Source organism: Streptomyces sp. MS06, from assembly GCF_047200655.1.
GTDB lineage: Bacteria > Actinomycetota > Actinomycetes > Streptomycetales > Streptomycetaceae > Streptomyces.
In genome coordinates this window covers 73,556-94,925 of sequence record NZ_JBJZOJ010000009.1, presented here as the reverse complement: position 1 = coordinate 94,925, position 21,370 = coordinate 73,556, and the positions used below count along the sequence as shown (strand labels likewise).

At 72.7% G+C, this 21,370-nt stretch carries 18 protein-coding genes; 9 read left to right on the top strand and 9 right to left on the bottom strand.

Annotation, left to right across the window (positions count from 1 at the left end; genetic code table 11):
* Nucleotides 1-4: 4 nt before the first annotated feature.
* From hisB to hisD, 3 genes are read right to left on the bottom strand one after another with little or no spacing between them, the layout of a single operon-like run.
* Nucleotides 5-607, bottom strand: coding sequence for an imidazoleglycerol-phosphate dehydratase HisB (gene hisB, locus ACL02U_RS06740; RefSeq protein ID WP_412789723.1), 603 nt, complete (start codon nucleotides 605-607; stop codon nucleotides 5-7).
* On the bottom strand, nucleotides 604-1,713 hold the full coding sequence (locus ACL02U_RS06735) for a histidinol-phosphate transaminase (RefSeq protein WP_412789722.1): 1,110 nt from the start codon (nucleotides 1,711-1,713) through the stop codon (nucleotides 604-606). Before ACL02U_RS06735 ends, hisB begins: the two co-directional genes overlap by 4 nt.
* Complete coding sequence (hisD, locus tag ACL02U_RS06730; protein WP_412789721.1) at nucleotides 1,710-3,035, bottom strand: histidinol dehydrogenase; 1,326 nt, start codon at nucleotides 3,033-3,035, stop codon at nucleotides 1,710-1,712. The genes ACL02U_RS06735 and hisD overlap by 4 nt, the downstream gene beginning before the upstream one ends.
* 166 nt (nucleotides 3,036-3,201) lie before the next feature.
* On the opposite strand from hisD, the gene ACL02U_RS06725 reads away from it, so the two are divergent.
* The 3 genes from ACL02U_RS06725 (at nucleotide 3,202) to ybaK (ending at nucleotide 6,163) form a co-directional block, all read left to right on the top strand.
* The gene (locus tag ACL02U_RS06725; protein ID WP_412789720.1) at nucleotides 3,202-4,779 is read left to right on the top strand and encodes an oxidoreductase; all 1,578 of its coding nucleotides are present in this window, start codon (nucleotides 3,202-3,204) and stop codon (nucleotides 4,777-4,779) included.
* A 127-nt stretch (nucleotides 4,780-4,906) separates the two neighbouring features.
* Complete coding sequence (locus ACL02U_RS06720; RefSeq protein ID WP_412789719.1) at nucleotides 4,907-5,647, top strand: LON peptidase substrate-binding domain-containing protein; 741 nt, start codon at nucleotides 4,907-4,909, stop codon at nucleotides 5,645-5,647.
* A gap of 15 nt (nucleotides 5,648-5,662) precedes the next feature.
* Entirely contained in the window at nucleotides 5,663-6,163 is a 501-nt protein-coding gene (ybaK, locus tag ACL02U_RS06715; protein WP_412789718.1) for a Cys-tRNA(Pro) deacylase, read from the top strand.
* Between the two features lie 288 nt (nucleotides 6,164-6,451).
* Here the strand turns inward: ybaK and ACL02U_RS06710 are convergent, their stop codons facing one another.
* The 4 genes from ACL02U_RS06710 to ACL02U_RS06695 form a co-directional block, all read right to left on the bottom strand.
* Nucleotides 6,452-7,165, bottom strand: coding sequence for an AAA family ATPase (locus ACL02U_RS06710; RefSeq protein WP_412789717.1), 714 nt, complete (start codon nucleotides 7,163-7,165; stop codon nucleotides 6,452-6,454).
* Nucleotides 7,166-7,199: 34 nt separating this feature from the next.
* Complete coding sequence (locus ACL02U_RS06705; RefSeq protein ID WP_412789716.1) at nucleotides 7,200-8,021, bottom strand: ABC transporter permease; 822 nt, start codon at nucleotides 8,019-8,021, stop codon at nucleotides 7,200-7,202.
* Between the two features lie 82 nt (nucleotides 8,022-8,103).
* On the bottom strand, nucleotides 8,104-9,078 hold the full coding sequence (locus ACL02U_RS06700) for an ABC transporter ATP-binding protein (RefSeq protein WP_412789768.1): 975 nt from the start codon (nucleotides 9,076-9,078) through the stop codon (nucleotides 8,104-8,106).
* Nucleotides 9,079-9,197: 119 nt separating this feature from the next.
* Nucleotides 9,198-10,406, bottom strand: a complete 1,209-nt coding sequence (locus ACL02U_RS06695) for an NYN domain-containing protein (protein ID WP_412789715.1) — start codon at nucleotides 10,404-10,406, stop codon at nucleotides 9,198-9,200.
* A gap of 221 nt (nucleotides 10,407-10,627) precedes the next feature.
* On the opposite strand from ACL02U_RS06695, the gene ACL02U_RS06690 reads away from it, so the two are divergent.
* Nucleotides 10,628-10,789, top strand: coding sequence for a hypothetical protein (locus tag ACL02U_RS06690; RefSeq protein ID WP_412789714.1), 162 nt, complete (start codon nucleotides 10,628-10,630; stop codon nucleotides 10,787-10,789).
* 88 nt (nucleotides 10,790-10,877) lie between these two features.
* Here the strand turns inward: ACL02U_RS06690 and dnaE are convergent, their stop codons facing one another.
* Nucleotides 10,878-14,417 carry a DNA polymerase III subunit alpha gene (gene dnaE, locus ACL02U_RS06685; RefSeq protein WP_412789713.1) on the bottom strand — a complete coding sequence of 1,180 codons (3,540 nt, stop codon included), beginning with the start codon at nucleotides 14,415-14,417 and terminating at the stop codon, nucleotides 10,878-10,880.
* A 226-nt stretch (nucleotides 14,418-14,643) separates the two neighbouring features.
* Between dnaE and ACL02U_RS06680 the strand changes: the two genes are divergently transcribed.
* The 4 genes from ACL02U_RS06680 to ACL02U_RS06665 all read left to right on the top strand — a co-directional run bounded on the left by ACL02U_RS06680 (nucleotide 14,644) and on the right by ACL02U_RS06665 (nucleotide 19,456).
* Entirely contained in the window at nucleotides 14,644-15,969 is a 1,326-nt protein-coding gene (locus tag ACL02U_RS06680) for a DUF2252 domain-containing protein (protein ID WP_412789712.1), read from the top strand.
* A gap of 68 nt (nucleotides 15,970-16,037) precedes the next feature.
* Nucleotides 16,038-16,730, top strand: a complete 693-nt coding sequence (locus ACL02U_RS06675) for a hypothetical protein (RefSeq protein WP_412789711.1) — start codon at nucleotides 16,038-16,040, stop codon at nucleotides 16,728-16,730.
* Nucleotides 16,731-16,825: 95 nt separating this feature from the next.
* Nucleotides 16,826-17,674, top strand: a complete 849-nt coding sequence (locus tag ACL02U_RS06670; protein ID WP_412789710.1) for a thioredoxin domain-containing protein — start codon at nucleotides 16,826-16,828, stop codon at nucleotides 17,672-17,674.
* 111 nt (nucleotides 17,675-17,785) lie between these two features.
* Nucleotides 17,786-19,456 carry an alkaline phosphatase D family protein gene (locus ACL02U_RS06665; RefSeq protein WP_412789709.1) on the top strand — a complete coding sequence of 557 codons (1,671 nt, stop codon included), beginning with the start codon at nucleotides 17,786-17,788 and terminating at the stop codon, nucleotides 19,454-19,456.
* 43 nt (nucleotides 19,457-19,499) lie between these two features.
* Here the strand turns inward: ACL02U_RS06665 and ACL02U_RS06660 are convergent, their stop codons facing one another.
* Nucleotides 19,500-20,069, bottom strand: a complete 570-nt coding sequence (locus ACL02U_RS06660) for a dienelactone hydrolase family protein (RefSeq protein WP_412789708.1) — start codon at nucleotides 20,067-20,069, stop codon at nucleotides 19,500-19,502.
* 129 nt (nucleotides 20,070-20,198) lie between these two features.
* On the opposite strand from ACL02U_RS06660, the gene ACL02U_RS06655 reads away from it, so the two are divergent.
* On the top strand, nucleotides 20,199-21,362 hold the full coding sequence (locus tag ACL02U_RS06655; RefSeq protein WP_412789707.1) for a mechanosensitive ion channel family protein: 1,164 nt from the start codon (nucleotides 20,199-20,201) through the stop codon (nucleotides 21,360-21,362).
* Nucleotides 21,363-21,370 lie beyond the last annotated feature (8 nt).

Sequence of the window (21,370 nt, the reverse complement as noted above, 5' to 3'; positions counted from 1 at the left end):
GGCTCTACAGCGCACCCTTCGTGGACGGGAGGATGCCGGCCGCGCGGGGGTCGCGCTCGCTGGCGTACCGCAGGGCCCGGGCGAGCGCCTTGAACTGGCACTCCACGATGTGGTGGGCGTTGCGGCCGTAGGGCACGTGCACGTGCAGCGCGACCTGCGCCTGGGCGACGAAGGACTCCAGGATGTGCCGGGTCATCGTGGTGTCGTACGCGCCGATCATCGGCGCCATGTTCTCGGGCTCGCTGTGCACCAGGTACGGACGGCCGGACAGGTCGACGGTGACCTGGGCGAGGGACTCGTCCAGCGGGACGGTGCAGTTGCCGAACCGGTAGATGCCCACCTTGTCGCCGAGCGCCTGCCGGAAGGCGGCGCCGAGGGCGAGCGCGGTGTCCTCGATGGTGTGGTGGGAGTCGATGTGCAGGTCGCCCTCGGTCTTCACGGTCAGGTCGAACAGGCCGTGCCGGCCGAGCTGGTCGAGCATGTGGTCGTAGAAGCCGACGCCGGTGGAGATCTCCGTCCTGCCGGTGCCGTCCAGGTCGATCTCGACCAGGACGGCGGTCTCCTTGGTCGTCCGCTCGATCCTTCCGAGGCGTCCCTCGCGGGTCATGCGCTGTGCTCCTTCTTCAGTCCTCGTACCGCGTCGAGGAACGCGTCGTTCTCCTCGGGCGTCCCGGCGGTGACCCTGAGCCACCCGGGCACGCCGTTGTCCCGGACCAGGACGCCCCGGTCGAGGATCCGCTGCCAGGTACGGTGGGCGTCCTCGAACCGCCCGAACTGCACGAAGTTGGCGTCCGAGGCGGTGACCTCGTAGCCGAGCGCCAGCAGTTCGGCCACCAGCCGGTCCCGCTCGGCCTTCAGCCGCTCGACGTACTTCAGCAGCAGGTCGGTGTGCTCCAGCGCGGCCAGCGCGGTCGCCTGGGTGACCGCCGACAGGTGGTAGGGCAGCCGGACGAGCTGCACGGCGTCCACGACGGCCGGGTGCGCGGCGAGGTAGCCCAGCCGCAGTCCGGCGGCGCCGAACGCCTTCGACATGGTCCGCGAGACGACCAGGTGGGGGCGGCCGTCGAGCAGCGGCAGCAGGGAGTCGCCGTGGCTGAACTCGATGTACGCCTCGTCCACGATCACCATGGACGGCTTCGCGGCCTGCGCGGCGTCGTACAGCGCCCGCACCGTTTCGGGCGGCACCGCGGTGCCGGTGGGGTTGTTGGGGGTGGTGATGAAGACGACGTCCGGGCGGTGCTCGGCGACGGCCCGCTCGGCGGCCGCCACGTCGATGGTGAAGTCCTCGTGGCGCGGGCCGGAGATCCAGCCCGTGCCGGTGCCGCGCGCGATGAGCGCGTGCATCGAGTACGAGGGTTCGAAGCCGATCGCGGTCCGGCCCGGGCCGCCGAAGGTCTGCAGCAGTTGCTGGATGACCTCGTTGGAGCCGTTGGCCGCCCACACGTTCTCCGGGCCGACGGGGTGGCCGGAGGTGTCCGTCAGGTAGGCGGCCAGCCGGGTGCGCAGCTCGACCGCGTCCCGGTCCGGGTAGCGGTTGAGGTCGCGGGCCGCCTCGCGGACCCGCTCGGCGATCCGCTCCACGAGCGGCTCGGGCAGCGGGTACGGGTTCTCGTTGGTGTTCAGGCGTACCGGGACGTCCAGTTGCGGCGCGCCGTAGGGGGACTTGCCGCGCAGTTCGTCCCGCACGGGAAGGTCGTCGATTCCGAAGCTCACTTGTCCGCCGGTACCTTCCAGCCGAACCTCGCCTTGATCGCCGCGCCGTGCGCCGGCAGGTCCTCCGCCTCCGCCAGCGTCACCACGTGGTGCGCGACCTCGGCCAGCGCCTCCCGTGTGTAGTCGACGATGTGGATGCCGCGCAGGAAGGACTGGACGGACAGGCCGGAGGAGTGGCAGGCGCAGCCGCCGGTGGGCAGCACGTGGTTGGAGCCGGCCGCGTAGTCGCCGAGCGAGACCGGCGCCCAGGGGCCGACGAAGATCGCGCCCGCGTTCCGGACCCGGTCGGCGACGGCCGCGGCGTCGGCCGTCTGGATCTCCAGGTGCTCGGCGCCGTAGGCGTCGACCACGCGCAGGCCCTCGTCGACGCCGTCGACGAGGACGATCGCGGACTGCCGGCCGGTCAGGGCCGGGCGGATCCGGTCCTCGACGTGCTTGGTGGCCTCCACCTGGGGCGCGAGCTCCTTCTGCACCGCGTCCGCGAGTTCCGCCGAGTCGGTGACCAGGACGGCCGCGGCCAGCGGGTCGTGCTCGGCCTGGCTGATCAGGTCCGAGGCGACGTGCACCGGGTCGGCGGTGGAGTCGGCCAGGATCGCGATCTCGGTGGGGCCGGCCTCCGCGTCGATGCCGATCCGGCCGGTGAAGTACCGCTTCGCGGCGGCGACCCAGATGTTGCCCGGGCCGGTGACCATGGTCGCGGGCGGGCAGGACTCGGTGCCGTACGCGAACATCGCGACGGCGGTGGCACCGCCCGCCGCGTACACCTCGTCGACGCCGAGCAGCGCGCAGGCGGCCAGGATCGTCGGGTGCGGCAGTCCGCCGAACTCGGCCTGGGCCGGGGAGGCCAGTGCGATCGACGCGACTCCGGCCTCCTGGGCCGGGACGGCGTTCATGACGACGGACGAGGGGTAGACCGAGCGGCCGCCCGGCGCGTACAGCCCGACGCGGTCGACCGGGACCCACTTCTCGGTGACCGAGCCGCCCGGGACGACTTGGGTGGTGTGCGCGCTGCGGCGCTGCTCGCGGTGGACGAGCCGGGCGCGGCGGATGGACTCCTCCAGCGCCGCGCGCACGGCCGGGTCGAGTTCCGCCAGGGCGCGGGTGAGCGCCGCCGCCGGGACCCGCACCCGGTCCAGCCGGACCCCGTCGAACTTCTCCGCGAAGTCGATCAGCGCCGCGTCGCCCCGATGGTGCACGGCCTCGCAGATCGGGCGCACCTTCTCCAGGGCGGCCGCAACGTCGAAGTCGGCTCGGGGCAGCAGGTCGCGCAGGGCGGGGCCCTCGGGAAGGGCGTCGCCGCGCAGATCGATTCGGGAGATCACGGGCTCAATTCTCGCAGACCGGCGAGCGGTGCCGTCCGGCCGTATCAGTGACTGATACGGCACCCGGAAGATCCCCTTCACTTTGGGTGTTCAGTCCGTCACGGAACGGGCATGAACGTGTGTACGAAGTCAGGTACCCGAGCGGACGGGGAGGAAGGGAACCGCGGTGAACGAGGGGGCCGGTATCGACCTGGAGGACCTGCCGGACGACCTCACCGCCACCGAGGCGGGCATGTGGCAGGCCTTCCGCAACGGCACCATGTACGACCTGACCAGCGGGGACGCGATCACCGACGATCCGCACGGCGGACGCGTGTGGGGCCCGGAGCGGACCGTGCGGGCCCGCGTCGTGGCCTGGCTGCTGCTGGACGGGCCGCCCGCCCTGACCGGACGGGTGTCCGCGCTCAAGCTGGCGGGGGTGCAGATCGGCGGCACGCTGGACGTCGCGGGCGGCGCGGTGACGCCGTACGTGGAACTGCGCGGCTGCCGCTTCGAGCGGGAGGTCCTGCTGCCGGAGGCCCACTTCACCACCGTCCGGCTGATCGACTGCTCCGTGCCGCGGCTGGAGGCGGCACGGCTGCGCACCCGGGGCGACCTGCACCTGCCGCGCTGCCGGTTCCACCGCGGCGTGCGGCTCACCGACGCGCACATCGGCACGGACCTGCTGCTCAACCAGGCCGTCGTGCACCGCGACCGCAACGGGCGCTCGATCGCCGGTGACGGGCTGACCGTGGGCCAGGACCTGCAGGCCGAGCTGCTGGAGACGCACGGCGAGCTGAGCCTGCGCAGCGCGACCGTCGGGGTGTCGCTGAGCCTGCGCGGCGCACGGCTGGCCAACCCCGGCGCCCGGCACGCGCTCAACGCGCCCCAGCTGACCGTCGAACGGACCCTGTACCTGACCCCGGCGGGCCTCGGCGCCCAGGCGCTGAGCGGCGCCACCCCGGCCCGGGGGACGCGGATCCAGCGGTTCGAGTGCCAGGGCGGGGTGCGCCTGGACGACGGGCGCTTCGGGGACGCGGTGGACCTCACCCGGGCCCGGTTCTCGCTCACCGACGGGCAGGAACTGTCGCTGCGCCGGCTTCAGACGCCCGAGCTGCGCTTCCTCGGGGAGCGGCCGCGGCGCGGGACCGTGGTGCTGTCGGGCGCGCGGATAGTGACCCTGGTGGACCGCGCGGACGCCTGGCCGGACCCGGGCAGGCTGCACATGCCCGGCTTCGCCTACGAGAACCTGGTGCCGCAGGGCCCGTTCCCGCTGTCCCGGCGGCTGGGCTGGGTGGCGGCGGCGACCGCCGAGTACAACCCGGAGCCGTACGAGCGCCTGGCGGGCGTGCTGCGTGCCGCCGGCGAGGACGAGGACGCCCGCGAGGTGCTGCTCGCGAAGCAGCGCCGCCGCCGCCAGACCCTGCCGCCGGCAGGCAAGTTGTGGGGCTTCGCGCAGGACTGGGCGGTCGCGTACGGGTACCGTCCGGGCCGGGCGCTGGTGTGGATGGCGCTGCTGTGGGCGGCCGGCGCGTGGGCCTTCGCCCACGCCGCGCACGCCCCCGTTCCCGGCGGCAAGCAGCCCGCCTGGAGCCCGGCCCTGTTCGCGCTCGACCTGCTGCTGCCGGTGATAGACCTGGGCCAGACCGCGCAGTGGCAGTTGCGCGGCCCCTGGCAGTGGCTGTCGGCGGCGCTCGTCCTGGTCGGCTGGATCCTGGCCACGGCGGTGGCGGCGGGCGCCACCCGGTTGCTGCGCAGGAGCTGACCGGGGCGGCGGAGCCCCTGCCGCGACGGCGCGAGAGGGGGCGCGGTGCCCGCCGGCCCGGTCGCGGCGCCCGGGGCGGCGGACGCCGCGCCCCCGCACGCCCCGTCGGCCATTAGGCTTCTCGGTCGTGACCACCGTCCGGCTGCCGCTCTTTCCCCTGAACTCGGTTCTGTTCCCGGGACTCGTACTTCCGCTCAACGTATTCGAGGAGCGATATCGCGCCATGATGCGCGAGTTGCTGAAGACACCCGAGGACGCGCCGCGCCGTTTCGCCGTCGTGGCGATCCGCGACGGGCACGAAGTCGCCCCGAGCGCTCCGGGCCTGCCCGACCCGACGTCGCAGCCGGAACGCGGCCCCGCGGCCGGTTTCGGCCCGGACCCGGCCAAGGCCTTCCACTCGGTCGGCTGCGTGGCCGACGCGGCGACGATCCGGGAGCGCCCCGACGGCACCTTCGAGGTCCTGGCCACCGGCACCACCCGGATGCGGCTGCTGTCGGTGGACGCCTCCGGACCGTTCCTCACCGCCGAGCTGCAGGAACTTCCGGAGGAGCCCGGCGACGAGGCGGGCGGCCTGGCGGAGGGGGTGCTGCGGTCGTTCCGGCAGTACCAGAAGCGCCTGGCGGGTGCCCGTGAGCGGTCCCTGTCCACCGGCGCGGACCTGCCGGACGAGCCGTCCGTGGTGTCGTACCTGGTCGCCGCCGCGATGATGCTGGACACACCGACCCGGCAGCGGCTGCTCCAGGCCCCCGACACCGCCTCCCGGTTGCGTGACGAACTGAAACTGCTGCGCGCGGAGACCGCCATCCTCCGTAAGCTGCCCTCGCTGCCCGCGTCGGAGCTGACCCGCGGGCCGACGAGCCTCAACTGAAGTGGTGCGGGAACCTTGGCGAAGAAGGCGAAGAAGCAGCAGCCGGGCGGAACGCCCGCGACGGTGGCGCTGAGCGCGGCGGGCGTGGAGTACGCGGTCCACTCCTACGAGCACGACCCGGCCCACCCCTCCTACGGCGAGGAGGCCGCCCAGGCGATGGGGGTCTCCCCGGACCGGGTCTTCAAGACGCTGGTGGCGGACGTCGACGGCACGCTGACGGTCGCGGTGGTACCGGTGGCCGGTTCCCTGGACCTCAAGGCGCTGGCGTCGGCCGTCGGCGGCAAGCGCGCCGCGATGGCCGACCCGGCGCTCGCCGAACGCACCACCGGCTACGTGCGCGGCGGGATCTCCCCGCTCGGCCAGCGCAAGCGGCTCCGGACGGTGCTGGACGACTCGGCCGGCGGCCATGCCACGGTCTGCGTCTCCGCGGGCCGCCGGGGCCTGGAGGTCGAACTGGCGCCGGGCGATCTCGCCGCGCTGACGTCCGCGGTCCTCGCCCCGATCGGACGCGTCTGACCCGTCCGGGCGGCCGTCGCCCGGGTCTGACCGGCCCGAGCGGCGCGAGCGGTCCGCGGCCGACCGCGCGCACCCGGCCCGGTCGGCGGGAACACCACGTCGGCCGCGGGCGGGCGGCAAGCCCGTCGCGCCGGACGCAGCCGGGCAGCGGGATGGGGCGGGGCGCCGTCCGCGCCCCGGGCACCGCGCCCCCGGCGGGAGCCGCGCCGCCGCCTCCACTGCGGCCCGCTCGGCGGGGGCGCCGTCCCTACGCCCCGGACGGCCGGGGGTGCTTCCCCGTCCGGGCCGCTACGGACGCTGCGGAAGGTACGGCGGCTCCGGATCGCGGGGGCCGAACATCGCCGTGAGACCGAGGTGGACCAGCAGCGCCGCGAGCGGCCAGGCGAGCAGCGCCCCCTTCGCCCCGAGTTCCAGCGGCGCCGGGAAGGTGACCCCCTTGCCCACCGCCTTGGCGTGCGCGAGCACGTCCTGGGCGGGCCCGAGCCACATCCCGAGCCGCCAGGCCAGCACCGCACCGAGCAGGCCGCCCACGCCGAGCGCCACCACCAACGGCACGCCCCCGCGCCGCCGCCAGGCGAACGCCCCGGCCGCGGTGACCGCGCCGAAGGCCAGTGCGAGCAGCGTGAACGTCCCGTCCGCGCCGACCGCCTGCTCGCCCTCGGTGTCCTTGACGTAGACGACCCAGCCGCCGCCGTTCTCCTGACCGACGAGCGGCACGTGCGGCGCCAGCCACCACCACAGCAGTCCGAGGAGTGCCCCGGCGACCGCCACGACCACGGTGACCACGGCGGCCTCGCGCAGTTCGGTCTTCATCCCGGGTCCGTCCTGTCCGTACTGCGGCCCCTGCCCGGCTCCGTACCCGCCGTCAGCGTAGGCGGTGCCGGGTCCGGCGCCGTACGGCCCGGCGCCCGCGGACGGCGAGTCGCCGGGGGACGGCGGCCGGTCCCCGCCGGCGTTCTGCGAGGAGCGGTCGGGCGGTGGCGGAGTCAACGGTGCGGTCACCCCCACATCGTGCCAGGTACGCGTGTGCGCCGCGTCACCGGACGGCCGCCCGGCGGTAGGCCCAGGTGGCTGCCGCCAGCGAGGCCGCCCCCACCGCGGCGCACACGGCGAGGTCACCGGCCACGAACGCCCAGTCGGGCCGCGCGGCGAACGAGCGCGCCAGGGCCTCGACGCCGTAGGTCGACGGCAGCAGGTCGCGGGCCAGCCGGACCGGCTCCGGCATCCGGTCCGCGGGCAGCACCCCCAGCAGCAGCGCCGCCGACATGCCGAGCTGGCCGAGCAGCGTGGCCAGCTCCGGGCGCGGGGCGAGCAGCCCGCAGGCGGCTCCCAGCCCGGACAGCGCCGCTCCGGCGAGCGGGATCACCGCCAGGACCACCCACAGGTGAGCCATCGGCAGACCGAACAGCAGGCAGCCGAAGACGCCGGTGACCACGGTGCCCGGCACCGTGAAGGAGGCGTACGCGGAGGCGGCGCCCAGCACCACCGCGGCGGGCGGCACGGGCAGCGTGGCGTAGTGGTCGAGGCCGCCGCTGGCGCGGAGCTGGCCGAAGTACTGGGCGAGCAGGTTGAGCGCGACGAAGGCGACGACGAGCACCGTCGCCCCGGCGACCACGGACTCCGCCTCGCCGGTGTGGTCCACCACCCCGCGCATCATGACCAGGATGCCGACGGACTGGAAGGTGGCGACGAACAGCAGCGGGACCCGCGCCACCCGCGCCCGGGAGAGCTGCGCCCGGTACACGGCCGCGAGCGAGGGGCGCAGCCGGGCACGCGGGCCGAGTCCGGCCTCGCCGGGATCCTGCTCCTGCCCGGCCGGGTTCCGGCCCGGCACGACGTCGGCGGGTACGGCAATCACCTCAGGCTGCTCCTCTTCCCTTTCCCTTCGGCCCGTCCGCGGCTCGCCCTGCCGTGCGGTACGGACCGGGCGCCCGGCGCGTTCACGTCCTCACCAGTCCCTGCCGCGCGGCGCCGCCGAGGGCCAGGTAGACGTCCTCCAGGCTGGGCGTGGCGAGCGTGAAGTCGTCGAGCGCGGCGAAGGCGCGGCCGCCGGTGACGGTGGCGACGACGGAGCGTGCCTCCTCCGGGGCCAGCCGCAGGGTCCAGCGGCGCCCGGCACCGTCGGCCCGGTCGCGCAGCGCGGCGACCTCGGGGACGTCGAGCGGGGCCTGCTCCCGCCAGACCAGTTCGACCCGTACCTCGTCGGCGACCTGCGCCTTGAGGCCGGCGGGGGTGTCGCAGGCGATGATCCGCCCCCGGTCCAGCACGGCGACGCGGTCCAGGACCGTCTCGGCCTCGATCACGTTGTGGGTGACGAGCAGGACGGTGGTGCCGCGCTCGGCCCGCCGCCGGTCCACCGCGGACCACACGGCCCGCCGGGCGACGGGGTCCATTCCGGTGGTCGGCTCGTCCAGGACCAGCAGGGGGCGCTCGCCGACCAGTACGGCCGCGAAGCAGGCCAGCCGCCGCTGGCCGCCCGACAGCCGCTTCAGCGGGCGCCCGGCGATCGGGGTGAGGCCGAGTTCGTCCAGGACCGCGTCCCGCTCGGCCCGGGCCGGCCGCAGGTCGAGGCCGCGCAGCCGGGCGGTGGTCTCGACGGCCAGGGAGACGGTCAGTTCGTCGAGGGCGGTGGACTCCTGGCCGAGGTAGGCGAGGAGGCGCGCGGCCCGCTCCGGACGGCGCACGATGTCGTGGCCGAGGATGTCCACGCTGCCGCGGTCGGGGCGCATCAGGCCGGTCAGCTGGCGGACGAGGGTGGACTTGCCGGCGCCGTTCGGGCCGAGCAGCCCGAAGATCTCGCCGCGCCGGACGTCCAGCCGTACGTCGTCGGTGGCGCGGACCTCGGGGGTGCCGGGGGTGCCGCGGCGGCCCCGTACCGCCGGGTAGGTCTTGGTCAGTCCGCGCACGGCGCACACGGCGTCGTCACTGTGCCGCATTGGCGGTGCCGCGCTCGTTTCCACAAAGGACGAGGGTACGGGGTCGGGAAGCTTTGCCTGCCTTTGGGGCGGCTCGGCTCCGGGGGGCCGGGCGGTGCTCACTCCCCCGCGGAGGCCGGCTCGGTGGCCGTCCGCACCCCGACCTCGCGCCAGAAGCCGGCCCGGATGGCGTACCGGTCGTGCTCGTCGATCTGGTCGTCCTTGTGGGCGAGCAGACCGAAGCGGGCGGCGTAGCGGAGCAGTTCGCCGTCGATGCGGTGCGGGATCCGCGGGTACATGCCGGACAGCTTCTGCACCTGGCCCTGCTCGCCGAGGCGGGACATCCAGCGGCGGGCGAAGACCTGCCCGACCTCGTAGGGGTCGCCGCCGACGGTGGTGATGTCCTCCTCGCGGTCGGCCCACCGCTGTTCGGCCGTGGTGAGCTGGGCCAGCGTGGGCATGGCCGCCACCTCGGGGGGCTCGGTGGCGGCGCCGGGTCGGTCGACCCAGCCCTTGTCGGAGGACCAGCGCAGGGTCGCCGAGGAGGGCGGCTGGGGGTGCGGGGTCCCGGCGCGCAGCTGGGCCAGGTCCTTGGGGGTGGGGACGCCCTTGGTGGCGGGCAGCCGGTCCGGGGCGCCGTTCGTGGCGGGTGCGGTGCGCTCGGGCTCCTCGGCGGGCCGCTCGGCGGCTCCGGAGAGGGCGGAGTCGGGCAGCGGTGCGGAGAGGATCGCGGCGATCTCGGGCCGGGGAGCGTGCGGCGGCGCGCACACGCCGCCGAGGTCCTTGGCCCGGACGGCCCGGGTGATCCAGGCGCGGTCCAGCACACGGCGCTCGTCGGCCTCGGCCACCAGGTCCTCGGACTGGTTGTAGTCGCCGTCGGCGGCCTGCACGGCCCACAGGTGGACGGCGACGCCGTGCTCCTTGGCCGCCATCATGCCCGGCAGCAGGTCGCCGTCGCCGGTGATCAGGACGATGTCCGAACAGGCGCGGTTGCGGGCCAGTTCGGTCAGCTCGGCGTGCATGGCGGCGTCCACGCCCTTCTGCGCCCAGCGGCCGTCGCTGCGGGTCAGGGCGCCGAGCCGGACGGTCACCCGGGGCATCACCCGCAGCCGGCGGTGCTCGGGCTGGGGGACTCGGTCCGGGGCGCCGTCGAACCAGTAGATGCGCAGCAGGGGCTGCCGGGTCTCGGACTCGGCGCGGTCACGCAGGCCCTGGACGAGGGCGGAGTGATCGACGGTGATCCGGGACCGCGAGGGCTCTCCGGCGAGGAGACTGGCGGCGGCCCCCAGCAGATACCCGGCGTCCACCAGGACGATGCAGCGGTCCACGCGATCCACCCTCTTTCCGGGAGGTTTGCTTCGGGCTTCCTTCGAGTCTGCCCGACCTCGCGGAGGTTAACGGCCCGAACTCGATCTTCGGCGTGGCGTTTCCGGGCGTGCGCCCCCGGGGCGGCCGGTCACCTACGGTAATTGTCTGAAGTGCGCTCCTTATCAGCTTATGTGAATCTGGTCGCGGCTTTGGCCCCCACTTCCCCCACAGGAGGCACCCCATGGCCAGGAACAAGAACCGTGACCGCAAGCAGTCGCAGGCCGAGCGCGGCGTCCGGACGGCGCAGAAGGCCTCGATGGAGCCGCAGATCGAGCAGCATCCGCAGGTGACGCCGGGCGACGTGGCCCGCAAGGGCCGGGAGAAGCGCTTCGGCCACAACTGACCCGGACCGCTGCCGGGCTCCACACGGCGAGGGGTGCACCCGGTCGTCCCGGGCGCGCCCCTCGCCGCGTCGCGCGCGGGGCGGCCGCTCAGCCCGCCAGGCAGGACGGGCCGAGCAGCACCTTCAGGTCGCCGAACAGTGCCGGGTCCGGCTTGACGCGGTGGCGGTCCAGGCGCAGCACCGTCGTCCTGGTCGGCCCCTGGAGCTTGATCCGCACCTCGCTGTCGCCCCGGTGGTGGCTGAGGATCTCACCGAGGCGGCTCACCATGGGCGGGGTGATCCGGGTGGCCGGGATGGTCAGCACCACGGGCGCGTTGGCCCCCGCGGCGGACAGGTCGGGGACCATCAGCTCCATGGCGACCAGGCGGGGCACGTCCTCGCGCTTGTCGAGGCGGCCCTTGACGAACACGACGGCGTCCTCGACGAGCTGGGTGGAGACGAGCTGGTAGGTCGCCGGGAAGAACATGCACTCGATCGAGCCGGCGAGGTCCTCGACCGTGGCGATGGCCCAGGCGTTGCCCTGCTTGGTCATCTTGCGCTGCAGGCCCGAGATGATGCCGCCGATGGTGACGACCGCGCCGTCGGCGTGCTCGCCCCCGGTGAGCTGTGAGATGCCCGCGTCGGCCTTGTCGGACAGCACGTGCTCCAGTCCGAACAGCGGGTGGTCCGAGACGTAGAGGCCGAGCATCTCGCGCTCCTGGGCGAGCAGGTAGGTCTTGTCCCACTCCTCGTCGGTGAACTGGACGTCGAGCCCGAAGCCCGGCTCGTCGCCGCTGTCCTCGCCCATGCCGCCGAAGAGGTCGAACTGCCCCTCGGCCTCCTTGCGCTTGACCGCGACCACGTTGTCGATCATCGGCTCGTACTGCGCCGTGAGGCCCTTGCGGGTGTGCCCCATGGTGTCGAAGGCGCCGGCCTTGATCAGCGACTCCGTGGTGCGCTTGTTGCACACCACCGCCTCGACCTTGTCCAGGTAGTCGGGGAAGGAGGCGTACTTGCCCTTGGCCTTGCGGCCCCTGATGATCGCCTCGACGACGTTGGTGCCGACGTTGCGCACGGCGGACAACCCGAAGAGGATCACGTCGTCGCCCTGGGCGGCGAAGTTCGCCTCGGACTCGTTGACGTTGGGCGGGAGCACCCGGATGCCCATGCGGCGGCACTCGTTGAGGTAGACCGCGGACTTGTCCTTGTCGTCCTTGACGGACGTGAGCAGTGCGGCCATGTACTCGGCCGGATGGTTGGCCTTCAGGTAGGCGGTCCAGTAGGAGACCAGTCCGTAGGCGGCCGAGTGCGCCTTGTTGAAGGCGTAGCCGGCGAACGGGACCAGCACGTCCCACAGGGCCTGGATGGCCTCGTCGCTGAAGTCCTTCTTCCGTGCGCCCTCCTGGAAGAGGACGAAGTTCTTCGCCAGCTCGTCCGGCTTCTTCTTGCCCATCACGCGGCGGAGGATGTCGGCCTCGCCCAGCGAGTAGCCGGCGATGATCTGGGCGGCCTTCTGCACCTGCTCCTGGTAGACGATCAGGCCGTGGGTGACGTCCAGGACCTCCTTGAGCGGCTCCTCCAGCTCGGGGTGGATGGGCGTGATCTCCTGCTGGCCGTTCTTCCGCAGGGCGTAGTTGGTGTGCGAGTTCATGCCCATCGGGCCCGGGCGGTACAGGGCCGAGACGGCGGAGATGTCCTCGAAGTTGTCCGGCTTCATCAGCCGGAGCAGCGAGCGCATGGGTCCGCCGTCGAACTGGAAGACGCCCAGGGTGTCGCCGCGCTGGAGCAGGTCGAAGGTGGTGGGGTCGTCCAGCGGCAGCGACAGCAGGTCGATGTCGACGCCCTTGTTGGCCTTCACCATCTTGACGGCGTCGTCCATGATCGTGAGGTTGCGCAGGCCCAGGAAGTCCATCTTCAGCAGGCCGAGCGACTCGCAACTCGGGTAGTCCCACTGGGTGATGGTGACGCCGTCGGTGTGCCGGACCCAGACCGGGACGTGGTCGGTGATGGTCTCGCTGGACATGATCACGCCGGCCGCGTGCACACCCATCTGGCGCACCAGGCCCTCGACGCCGCGCGCGGTGTCGATGACCTTCTTCACGTCCGGTTCGTTGTCGTACATCCCGCGGACCTCGCCGGCCTCCGAGTAGCGCGGGTGCTCGGGGTCGATGATCCCGGAGAGCGGGATGCCCTTGCCGAGGACGTCGGCGGGCATCGCCTTGGTGATGCGGTCGCCCATCGCGTACGGGTAGCCCAGCACCCGCGCGGAGTCCTTGATGGCGTTCTTGGCCTTGATGGTGCCGTAGGTGCCGATCATGGCGACCTTGTCGGCTCCGTACTTCTCCGTCACGTAGCGGATCACCTCGACGCGCCGGCGCTCGTCGAAGTCGATGTCGACGTCGGGCATCGAGATGCGCTCGGGGTTGAGGAACCGCTCGAAGATCAGACCGTGCGGGATCGGGTCGAGGTCGGTGATGCCCATGGCGTAGGCGACGATCGAGCCCGCCGCGGACCCGCGGCCGGGGCCCACCGCGATGCCCTGGCCCTTGGCCCACATGATGAAGTCGGCGACCACCAGGAAGTAGCCGGGGAAGCCCATCGAGATGATGACGTCCATCTCGTACTCGGCCTGCTTCTGGCGGTCCTCGGGCACGCCGCCGGGGAAGCGGCGCGCCATGCCGCGGCGGACCTCCTCCTGGAACCAGGTGACCTCGGTGTACCCCTCGGGGATGTCGAACTTCGGCATCAGGTCGCGCTTCTCGAACATGCCGGTGGTGTCGACCATCTCGGCGATCAGGAGCGTGTTGGCGCAGCCCTCCTGCCAGGCGTCCGAGGAGTCGATGGCGTACATCTCGTCCGTGGACTTCAGGTAGTAGCCGGTGCCGTCGAACCTGAAGCGGTCGGGGTCGGAGAGGTTCTTGCCGGTCTGGATGCACAGCAGGGCGTCGTGGGCGCCCGCCTCGTGGGCGTAGGTGTAGTGCGAGTCGTTGGTGACCAGCGGGGGGATGCCGAGCTTCCTGCCGATCTCCAGCAGCCCGTCGCGGACCCGGTGCTCGATCTCGATGCCGTGGTCCATCAGTTCCAGGAAGTACCGGTCCTTGCCGAAGATGTCCTGGTAGTCGGCGGCCGCCTTGAGGGCCTCGTCGAACTGGCCGAGGCGGAGCCGGGTCTGCAGTTCGCCGGAGGGGCAGCCGGTGGAGGCCACGATGCCCTCCGACCACTGCGCGATGGTCTCCTTGTCCATCCGGGGCCACTTCTGCAGCCAGCCCTCGGCGTAGGCGTCGGAGGAGAGCCGGAAGAGGTTGTGCAGGCCCGTGCTGTTGACGGCCCACATCGTCTTGTGGGTGTAGCCGCCGGAGCCGGAGACGTCGTCGCGCTTCTGGTGCGGCTGACCCCACTGGATCTTGCGCTTGGTGCGCCGGGACTCGGGGGCGACATAAGCCTCGATCCCGATGATGGGGGTGATTCCGGCCTTCTGCGCGGAGTGGAAGAAGTCGTAGGCTCCGTGGAGGTTGCCGTGGTCGGACATGGCGATGTGCGTCATGCCCATCCCGTTGCACGCGTCGAACATGTCCTTCAGCCGCGCGGCACCGTCCAGCAGGGAGTACTGGGTGTGCACGTGCAGGTGCGTGAACGGCGGCTTTGACACGGTGCGGCCTCCAGGGCAACGCTCGGCGAAGGGTCGGCGGACGGGTCCGGGGTGGGCCTCGAAGTCTATGCCTCCGGACCTTACGTGTGAGATGAATACTGCGCCCGGAGCACCCCGGCCGGGGCGGCATCCGGGCGGCGCGCGGCGGGCACTCCCGCGGACCCCCGCGCGTTGGAAGCGGCAGGAGACCCTGTCGTACACGCACTGCACCAGGAGGCACCCAGCGATGTCGGTACCCGAGCTCAGCGCCGAGCAGCGCGGCGAGGAGATCCTCGCCGTCTTCGACACCGCCTTCGGCGAGCTGCTGGCCGCCGACCCGGCCGCGTTCCGGGTGAAGTTCCGCAAGATGGCGGCCTCGGCGTTCGCGTTCTACCGCGGGACGGCATGCCTCTTCTACCACGACGTGGAGTCCGAGAAGCGGGGCGGCCCGTACCTGGACGACCGCACCTCGCGGGTGTGGATCCACGGGGACCTGCACGCCGAGAACTTCGGCACCTACATGGACGCCAACGGCCGTCTGGTCTTCAACGTCAACGACTTCGACGAAGCCTACGTCGGTCCCTTCACCTGGGACCTCAAGCGCTTCGCGGCCTCCATGGCGCTGGTCGGGTACGCCAAGGCGCTCGGCGACGACCAGATCGGCGAGCTGGTGCGGATCTACGCGCAGGCGTACCGGGAGCGCATCCGCGCCCTGGCCACCGGGGCCAAGAGCGACGAGGTGCCGCCCTTCACCCTGGACACCGCGGACGGTCCGCTGCTGGACGCCCTGCGCGACGCCCGGTCGCTGACCCGTTTCGGCCTGCTCGACTCGATGACCGAGATCCGCGACTTCGAGCGCCGCTTCGCCCCCGGCGGCGGCGCCGTCGAGCTGGACGCGGCCACCCGCTACAAGGTGCTCGCCGCCTTCGACGGCTACCTCGAGACGCTGCCGGAGTCGTCGCTGGCCCGCCCCGACTCCTACCGGGTGAAGGACGTGGTCGGCCGCCGCGGCATCGGCATCGGCTCCGCCGGGCTGCCCTCGTACAACATCCTGCTGGAGGGCAACAGCGACGCCCTGGAGAACGATGTCGTGATCTACATCAAGCAGGCCCAGACCCCGGCCGTGTCCCGGCACATCACCGAACCGGCGATCCGCGACTACTTCCGGCACGAGGGCCACCGCACGGTGATCTCGCAGCGCGCGCTGCAGGCGCACGCCGACCCGTGGCTGGGCTGGACCGAGCTGGACGGCGCGGGCCAGCTCGTCGCCGAGGTGTCGCCGTACGCGGTCGACCTGGACTGGGGCGACATCGACGACCCCGAGGAGATCGCCGGCGTCGTCGCCGACCTCGGGCGGGCCACCGCGGCCATGCACGCGGCCGCGGACGACACCTCCGGCGAGTCGCTGGTGCCGTTCTCCACCGAGCGGGCCATCGACGCGGCGATCGCCGCGGACGAGGAGGGCTTCGCCTCGCTGCTGATCGACTTCGCGCACGCCTACGGTGCCCGGGCCCGCGCCGACCACCAGATCTTCGTCGACCTGTTCCGCAACGGGCGGATCCCGGGTCTGTGACGGAACGGACGCTCACAGGGTCCCTTTAGGGGTCTCTTACCCGAGCACGTGGCACACTGCTCTCCGCTATGGACATATCCGGGACCCGCCTTCGAGCCGTACGCGCGGCGCTGTTCACGGCACTGGTCGTGACGCTCAGCGCCGCGTCGCACGTGCTGCTGTCGCGGGTCCCGCTGCCGGCGAACACGGTGGCCGCGGTCGCCGCCGCCGTGTTCGTCCCGGCGTACGCGCTGGCCGGCCGGGAACGCGGCTTCGGCCGGATCGCCGCTCTGCTGGTCCCCCTGGAACTGGCCGCCGACACGGTCTTCACCACCGGCCAGCACGTCTGCTACGGCCCCGCCGGGGGCCCGGTCACCGGCCCGTTGCGCTCGGTGGGCTGGGACGTGCTGTGCGGCAACCGCGCCGACATCGGCACCCCGCTGGCCCGGATGACCGGCACGGACACCGACCGGCTTGCCGTCCTGCTGTCCCACGCCGACCCGGCGGCGACCTGGCTGCTGCTCGCCGCGCACATCGGCGTCGGCCTGCTCGCTGCCGCCTGGCTGCGCCGGGGCGAGCGGGCGCTCGCCCAGTTGCTGCGGGCGGCGACCGCGACCACGTTCCGCCCGCTGCTGCTCGCCGTCGCCGCGGTCACGGTACGGCCCGCCCGGGTGCTGGGCCCGCTGCCGCGACCGGTCCGCCGGACCGCGGCCGCCCGCGGCCCCCTCCTGGCGCTCTCCCTGGGACGGCGCGGACCGCCGTGCTCGCCCGCCGCCGCCTGAACGGCACACCGGCGTCCGGGCAGCGGCACTCCCCTCCCTTCCTTCTCACGACTTGACGCGCACGGCGGTGCGCGTCCCACACGGAGACCATCAGCATGAGCAAGCGGAACAGCCAGGAAGCCAAGCGCGCCGCCCGGGAGCGGCTGCGGATCGAACGCGAGCGCCAGGCCAGGCGGGCCAAGATCAAGCGGCAGATCGTCGTGGCCTGCTCGATCGTGGCCGTGCTGGCGGCGGCGGGCGGCATAGGCTACGCGGTCGTCCAGGCGAACAAGCCGGGCAAGTGGGAGGCCGCCCTGAACGACAAGGTCGTCGCGCCGGCCAACACCTCCGGCAAGGACGGCACGACCGTGATCATCGGAAAGGACAGCGCGAAGAAGACCCTCAAGGTCTACGAGGACCCGCGCTGCCCGATCTGCGCCCAGTTCGAGCAGACCGTCGGCTCGACCCTGAAGAAGGACTACGACGCCGGCAAGTTCAAGATCCAGTTCATCGGCGGCACCTTCCTCGACGGGGACGGCGACAAGAACGGGAAGCTGGACATCGGCTCCCGCGGCGAGGGCTCCAAGAACGCCATGAGCGCCCTGGGCGCCGCACTGAACGTCAGCCCGGAGGCCTTCCTCGAGTACAAGTCGGCCCTCTACTCGGAGAAGAACCACCCCGACGAGTCGACCGACAAGTTCAAGAGCGACGACTACCTGATCAAGGTCGCCGACTCGGTCGACGCCCTGAAGGGCAACAAGAAGTTCCAGGACGCGGTCCGCGGCGGCACCTACGACGCCTGGGCGCTGGCCATGTCGGAGACGTTCAACACCAACAAGGACGACGTCACCGGCACCCCGAGCCTGGTCATGGACGGCAAGAAGCTCACCGGCTCGGACGGCAAGAACACCCCGATGACCGTCGCCGAGTTCACCTCCGCGCTCGACGCCGCACTCAAGGGCTGACCCGGCGTCACCCGGGGCCCCGCGCCTCGGGGGTGACTCGTGGAAAAAGAGCGGGCGAACTTTTGCCGGTTCGCCCGCTCATTCGCGTACCGATCAGTAACCTGATCGGTCGTGACCAGTCGATACAGATCAGCCGAGGGCCCCGACGCCCCCGATTCCCGCTCCCCGCGCCGCCGTACGGTCGTCAAGGCCGCGGCGGCCACCGCTGTGCTGGCCGCGCCGCTCGCCGCGGCCCTGCCCGCCAGCGCCGCCGACCGGGCGCCCGCCTTCCTGCACGGCGTCGCCTCCGGCGACCCCCTGCCCGACGGCGTCCTGCTGTGGACCCGCGTGACCCCCGTACCGGAGGCGACGCCCGGATCGGGGCTCGGCCCCGACACCGAGGTCGAGTGGGTCGTCGCCCGGGACAAGGCGCTGACCCGGGTCGTCGCCAGGGGCTCGGTGACCGCGACCGCAGCCGCCGACCACACCGTGAAGGCCGATGTCCGCGGCCTGGAACCGGCCACCGACTACTGGTTCCGCTTCTCGGCCGGCGGCACCGACTCGCCGCCGGCGCGCACCCGCACCGCGCCGGCGGCGCACGACGCCGTGACCGGCCTCCGGTTCGGCGTGGTGTCCTGCGCCAACTGGGAGGCCGGGTACTTCGCCTCCTACCGTCATCTCGCCGCCCGCTCCGACCTGGACGCCTGGCTGCACCTGGGCGACTACATCTACGAGTACGGCACCGGGGAGTACGGCACCCGCGGCAAGGTCGTCCGGCAGCACGCACCCACCCACGAGATACTCAGCCTCGCCGACTACCGCATCCGGCACGGCAAGTACAAGACCGACCCGGACCTGCGGGCCCTGCACGCCAAGGCACCCGTCATAGCGATCTGGGACGACCACGAGTTCGCCAACGACGCCTGGTCCGGCGGCGCCGAGAACCACACCGAGGGCGCCGAGGGCACCTGGTCGGCCCGTCAGGCGGCGGCCCGCCAGGCGTACTTCGAGTGGATGCCGGTCCGACCGGCGATCGAGGGCACCACCTACCGGCGGCTGCGCTTCGGCAAGCTCGCCGACCTCTCCCTGCTGGACCTGCGCTCGTTCCGCTCCCAGCAGGTGTCCGTCGGCAACGGCAGCGTCGACGACCCGGACCGCACGATCACCGGGCGCGCCCAGCTCGACTGGCTCAAGTCCGGTCTGAAGGCGTCCGACACGACGTGGCGGCTGGTCGGCAACTCGGTGATGATCTCGCCGTTCGCGATCGGCTCCCTCTCCGCGGACCTGCTGCGTCCGCTCGCCGAACTGCTCGGGCTGCCCAAGGAGGGCATCGCCCTCAACACCGACCAGTGGGACGGCTACACCGACGACCGCCGCGAGCTCCTCGCCCACCTGCGGTCGAACGCCATCCGCAACACCGTCTTCCTGACCGGCGACATCCACATGGCCTGGGCCAACGACGTGCCGGTGGACGCCGGCACGTACCCGCTGTCCGCCTCGGCCGCCACGGAGTTCGTGGTCACCTCGGTGACCTCCGACAACCTCGACGACCTCACGGGCCTTCCGGAGGGCGTCGTCTCGGCGCTGGCCTCACCGGTCATCCGCGCCGCCAACCGGCACGTCCACTGGGTCGACACCGACCGCCACGGCTACGGGGTGCTGGACATCACCACCGACCGGGCGCAGATGGACTACTACGTGGTGTCCGACCGCACGGACCCGCACGCGACCTCCGCCTGGAGCCACTCGTACCGCACCCGCAGCGGTACGCAGAAGGTCGAGCGCAGCTGGCGCCCCGTCTGACGGAGCACCGCGGCGCGGCGGGCCCGCGCGGTCGAGGGCAGGCCTAAAGCGAGTCGAGGAAGCCGAGGGCCACCCGCCAGGTGGCCTCGGCGGCCTCCGCGTCGTAGTCGGGAAGGTCGGGGTCGGTGTAGAGGTGGCCGGCCCCGGCGTACCGGTACACCTCGATGTCGGCGCCGGCCCGGCCCATCCGCAGGTACCAGGCGCTCAGCCAGTCGTCCGTCTCGAACGGATCCGGCTCGGCCACGTGCAGCTGCACCGGCAGCCCGTCGGCGGCGGCGTCCGGCGGCAGGTCCGAGGTGCCGTGCAGGAGCAGCAGCCCGCGCGCCTTCTCGTCGCCGAGGGCCAGGTTCTGCGCGAGGGAGGCGCCGAGCGAGAAGCCCGCGTACACCAGCCCGCGGTCGGAGTGCGGCGCGGCGGCCAGCACGGCCCGCCTGAGCAGCTCGTCCGAGCCGATCTGCTGCTTGTGCGCCATGCCCTCCTCGACCGTGTCGAAGGTGCGTCCCTCGAACAGATCCGGTGTCCAGACCTGGTGCCCGGCGCCGCGCAGCCGGTCGGCGGCCGCGCGCACGGCGGGGCGCGGTCCGTGGGTCGAGTGAAAGAGCACGATGTCCATGAGCCCATGGTGCCAGCCGGCACCGACGCCGCCGGCCGCCCCCGGGAGCGCGGGCCCCGCCCTCCACGTGTCCCACACCTCACCGCGAGCCGTGTTCGCAACCCGCCGATGCCGGTTACGTTCGGAGGCATGGAGAACGTACTCCGCCCGCTGATCTTCGTCGCCGCTTCGGTGATCCTCACCGCCGCCCTGGGGTGGGCCACCGACCGGCTGCTGCGCAAGGCCGACGCCCGGCACCACGAGACGCCGCTGTGGGGACTGCTGCGCCGCAGCCGCGTCCCCTACCAGCTGGTGATCTGCGCCGCCCTGCTCAGAGGCAGCCACCGGGAGGCCCGGCTGCTGCCGAAGTACGACGGCACCGTCGACCGGACACTGGTCCTGGTGCTGATCGGGGCCACCGCGTGGCTGGTCGTCCGGATCGCGTCGGCAGTCGTCGAGACCTCCTACCGCCGGTACGCGAGCGCGCACCGGGACCGCGACCCGGCCCGGGTCCGGCGGGTGCGCACCCAGGTCACCCTGATCATGCGGGTGGTGACGGCGGTGGTCGGCGTGCTCGCGACCGCCGCGATGCTGCTGACCTTCCCCGCGCTGCGGGCGGCCGGTGCCTCCCTGCTGGCCTCGGCGGGCATCCTCGGCATCGTCGCCGGTGTGGCCGCCCAGTCCACCCTGGGCAACCTCTTCGCCGGGCTGCAGATCGCCTTCGGCGACATGGTGCGGATCGGCGACACCGTGGTGGTGGACGGCGAGTGGGGCACCGTCGACGAGATCACGCTGACCTTCCTGACCGTGCTGACCTGGGACGAGCGCCGGATCACCATGCCGGTGTCCTACTTCACCTCCAAGTCGTTCGAGAACTGGACCCGCGGCACCCCGCAGATGACCGGCACCGTCTACTGGCACCTGGACCACTCGGCGCCCCTCGACGAGATGCGGGCGCGGCTGCGGGACATCCTGCGCGCCTGCCCGGCCTGGGACGGACGCGACTACGGCCTGGTGGTCACCGACTCCACGCCCACCACCATCGAGGTGCGCGCGCTGGTGACGGCCAAGGACCCGGGCGACGTGTGGACCGCGCGGGTCACGGTGCGCGAGGAGATGGTGCGCTGGCTGTACGCCGAGCACCCGTACGCGCTGCCGCGGATCACCACCGCGGACATGACGCCGTCGCGCCCGCTGCCGGCGGCCCGCCCGGCCGCCGGGGAGGCGAACGGCTCCCGGCCCTCCCTCGACAAGGAGCAGGCCCCCGCCCGGCCCTCCGTCGACGGGAGGCCGGCCCGCGGCGTACGGAGCTGACCGCGGCC

Coding starts and splice junctions, on each gene's coding strand:
- hisB (WP_412789723.1), bottom strand. CDS start 607: ATGACCCGCGAGGGACGCCTCGGAAGGATCGAGCGGACGACCAAGGAG.
- ACL02U_RS06690 (WP_412789714.1), top strand. CDS start 10,628: ATGGCCAGGAACAAGAACCGTGACCGCAAGCAGTCGCAGGCCGAGCGC.
- ACL02U_RS06680 (WP_412789712.1), top strand. CDS start 14,644: ATGTCGGTACCCGAGCTCAGCGCCGAGCAGCGCGGCGAGGAGATCCTC.
- ACL02U_RS06675 (WP_412789711.1), top strand. CDS start 16,038: ATGGACATATCCGGGACCCGCCTTCGAGCCGTACGCGCGGCGCTGTTC.
- ACL02U_RS06670 (WP_412789710.1), top strand. CDS start 16,826: ATGAGCAAGCGGAACAGCCAGGAAGCCAAGCGCGCCGCCCGGGAGCGG.
- ACL02U_RS06660 (WP_412789708.1), bottom strand. CDS start 20,069: ATGGACATCGTGCTCTTTCACTCGACCCACGGACCGCGCCCCGCCGTG.
- ACL02U_RS06655 (WP_412789707.1), top strand. CDS start 20,199: ATGGAGAACGTACTCCGCCCGCTGATCTTCGTCGCCGCTTCGGTGATC.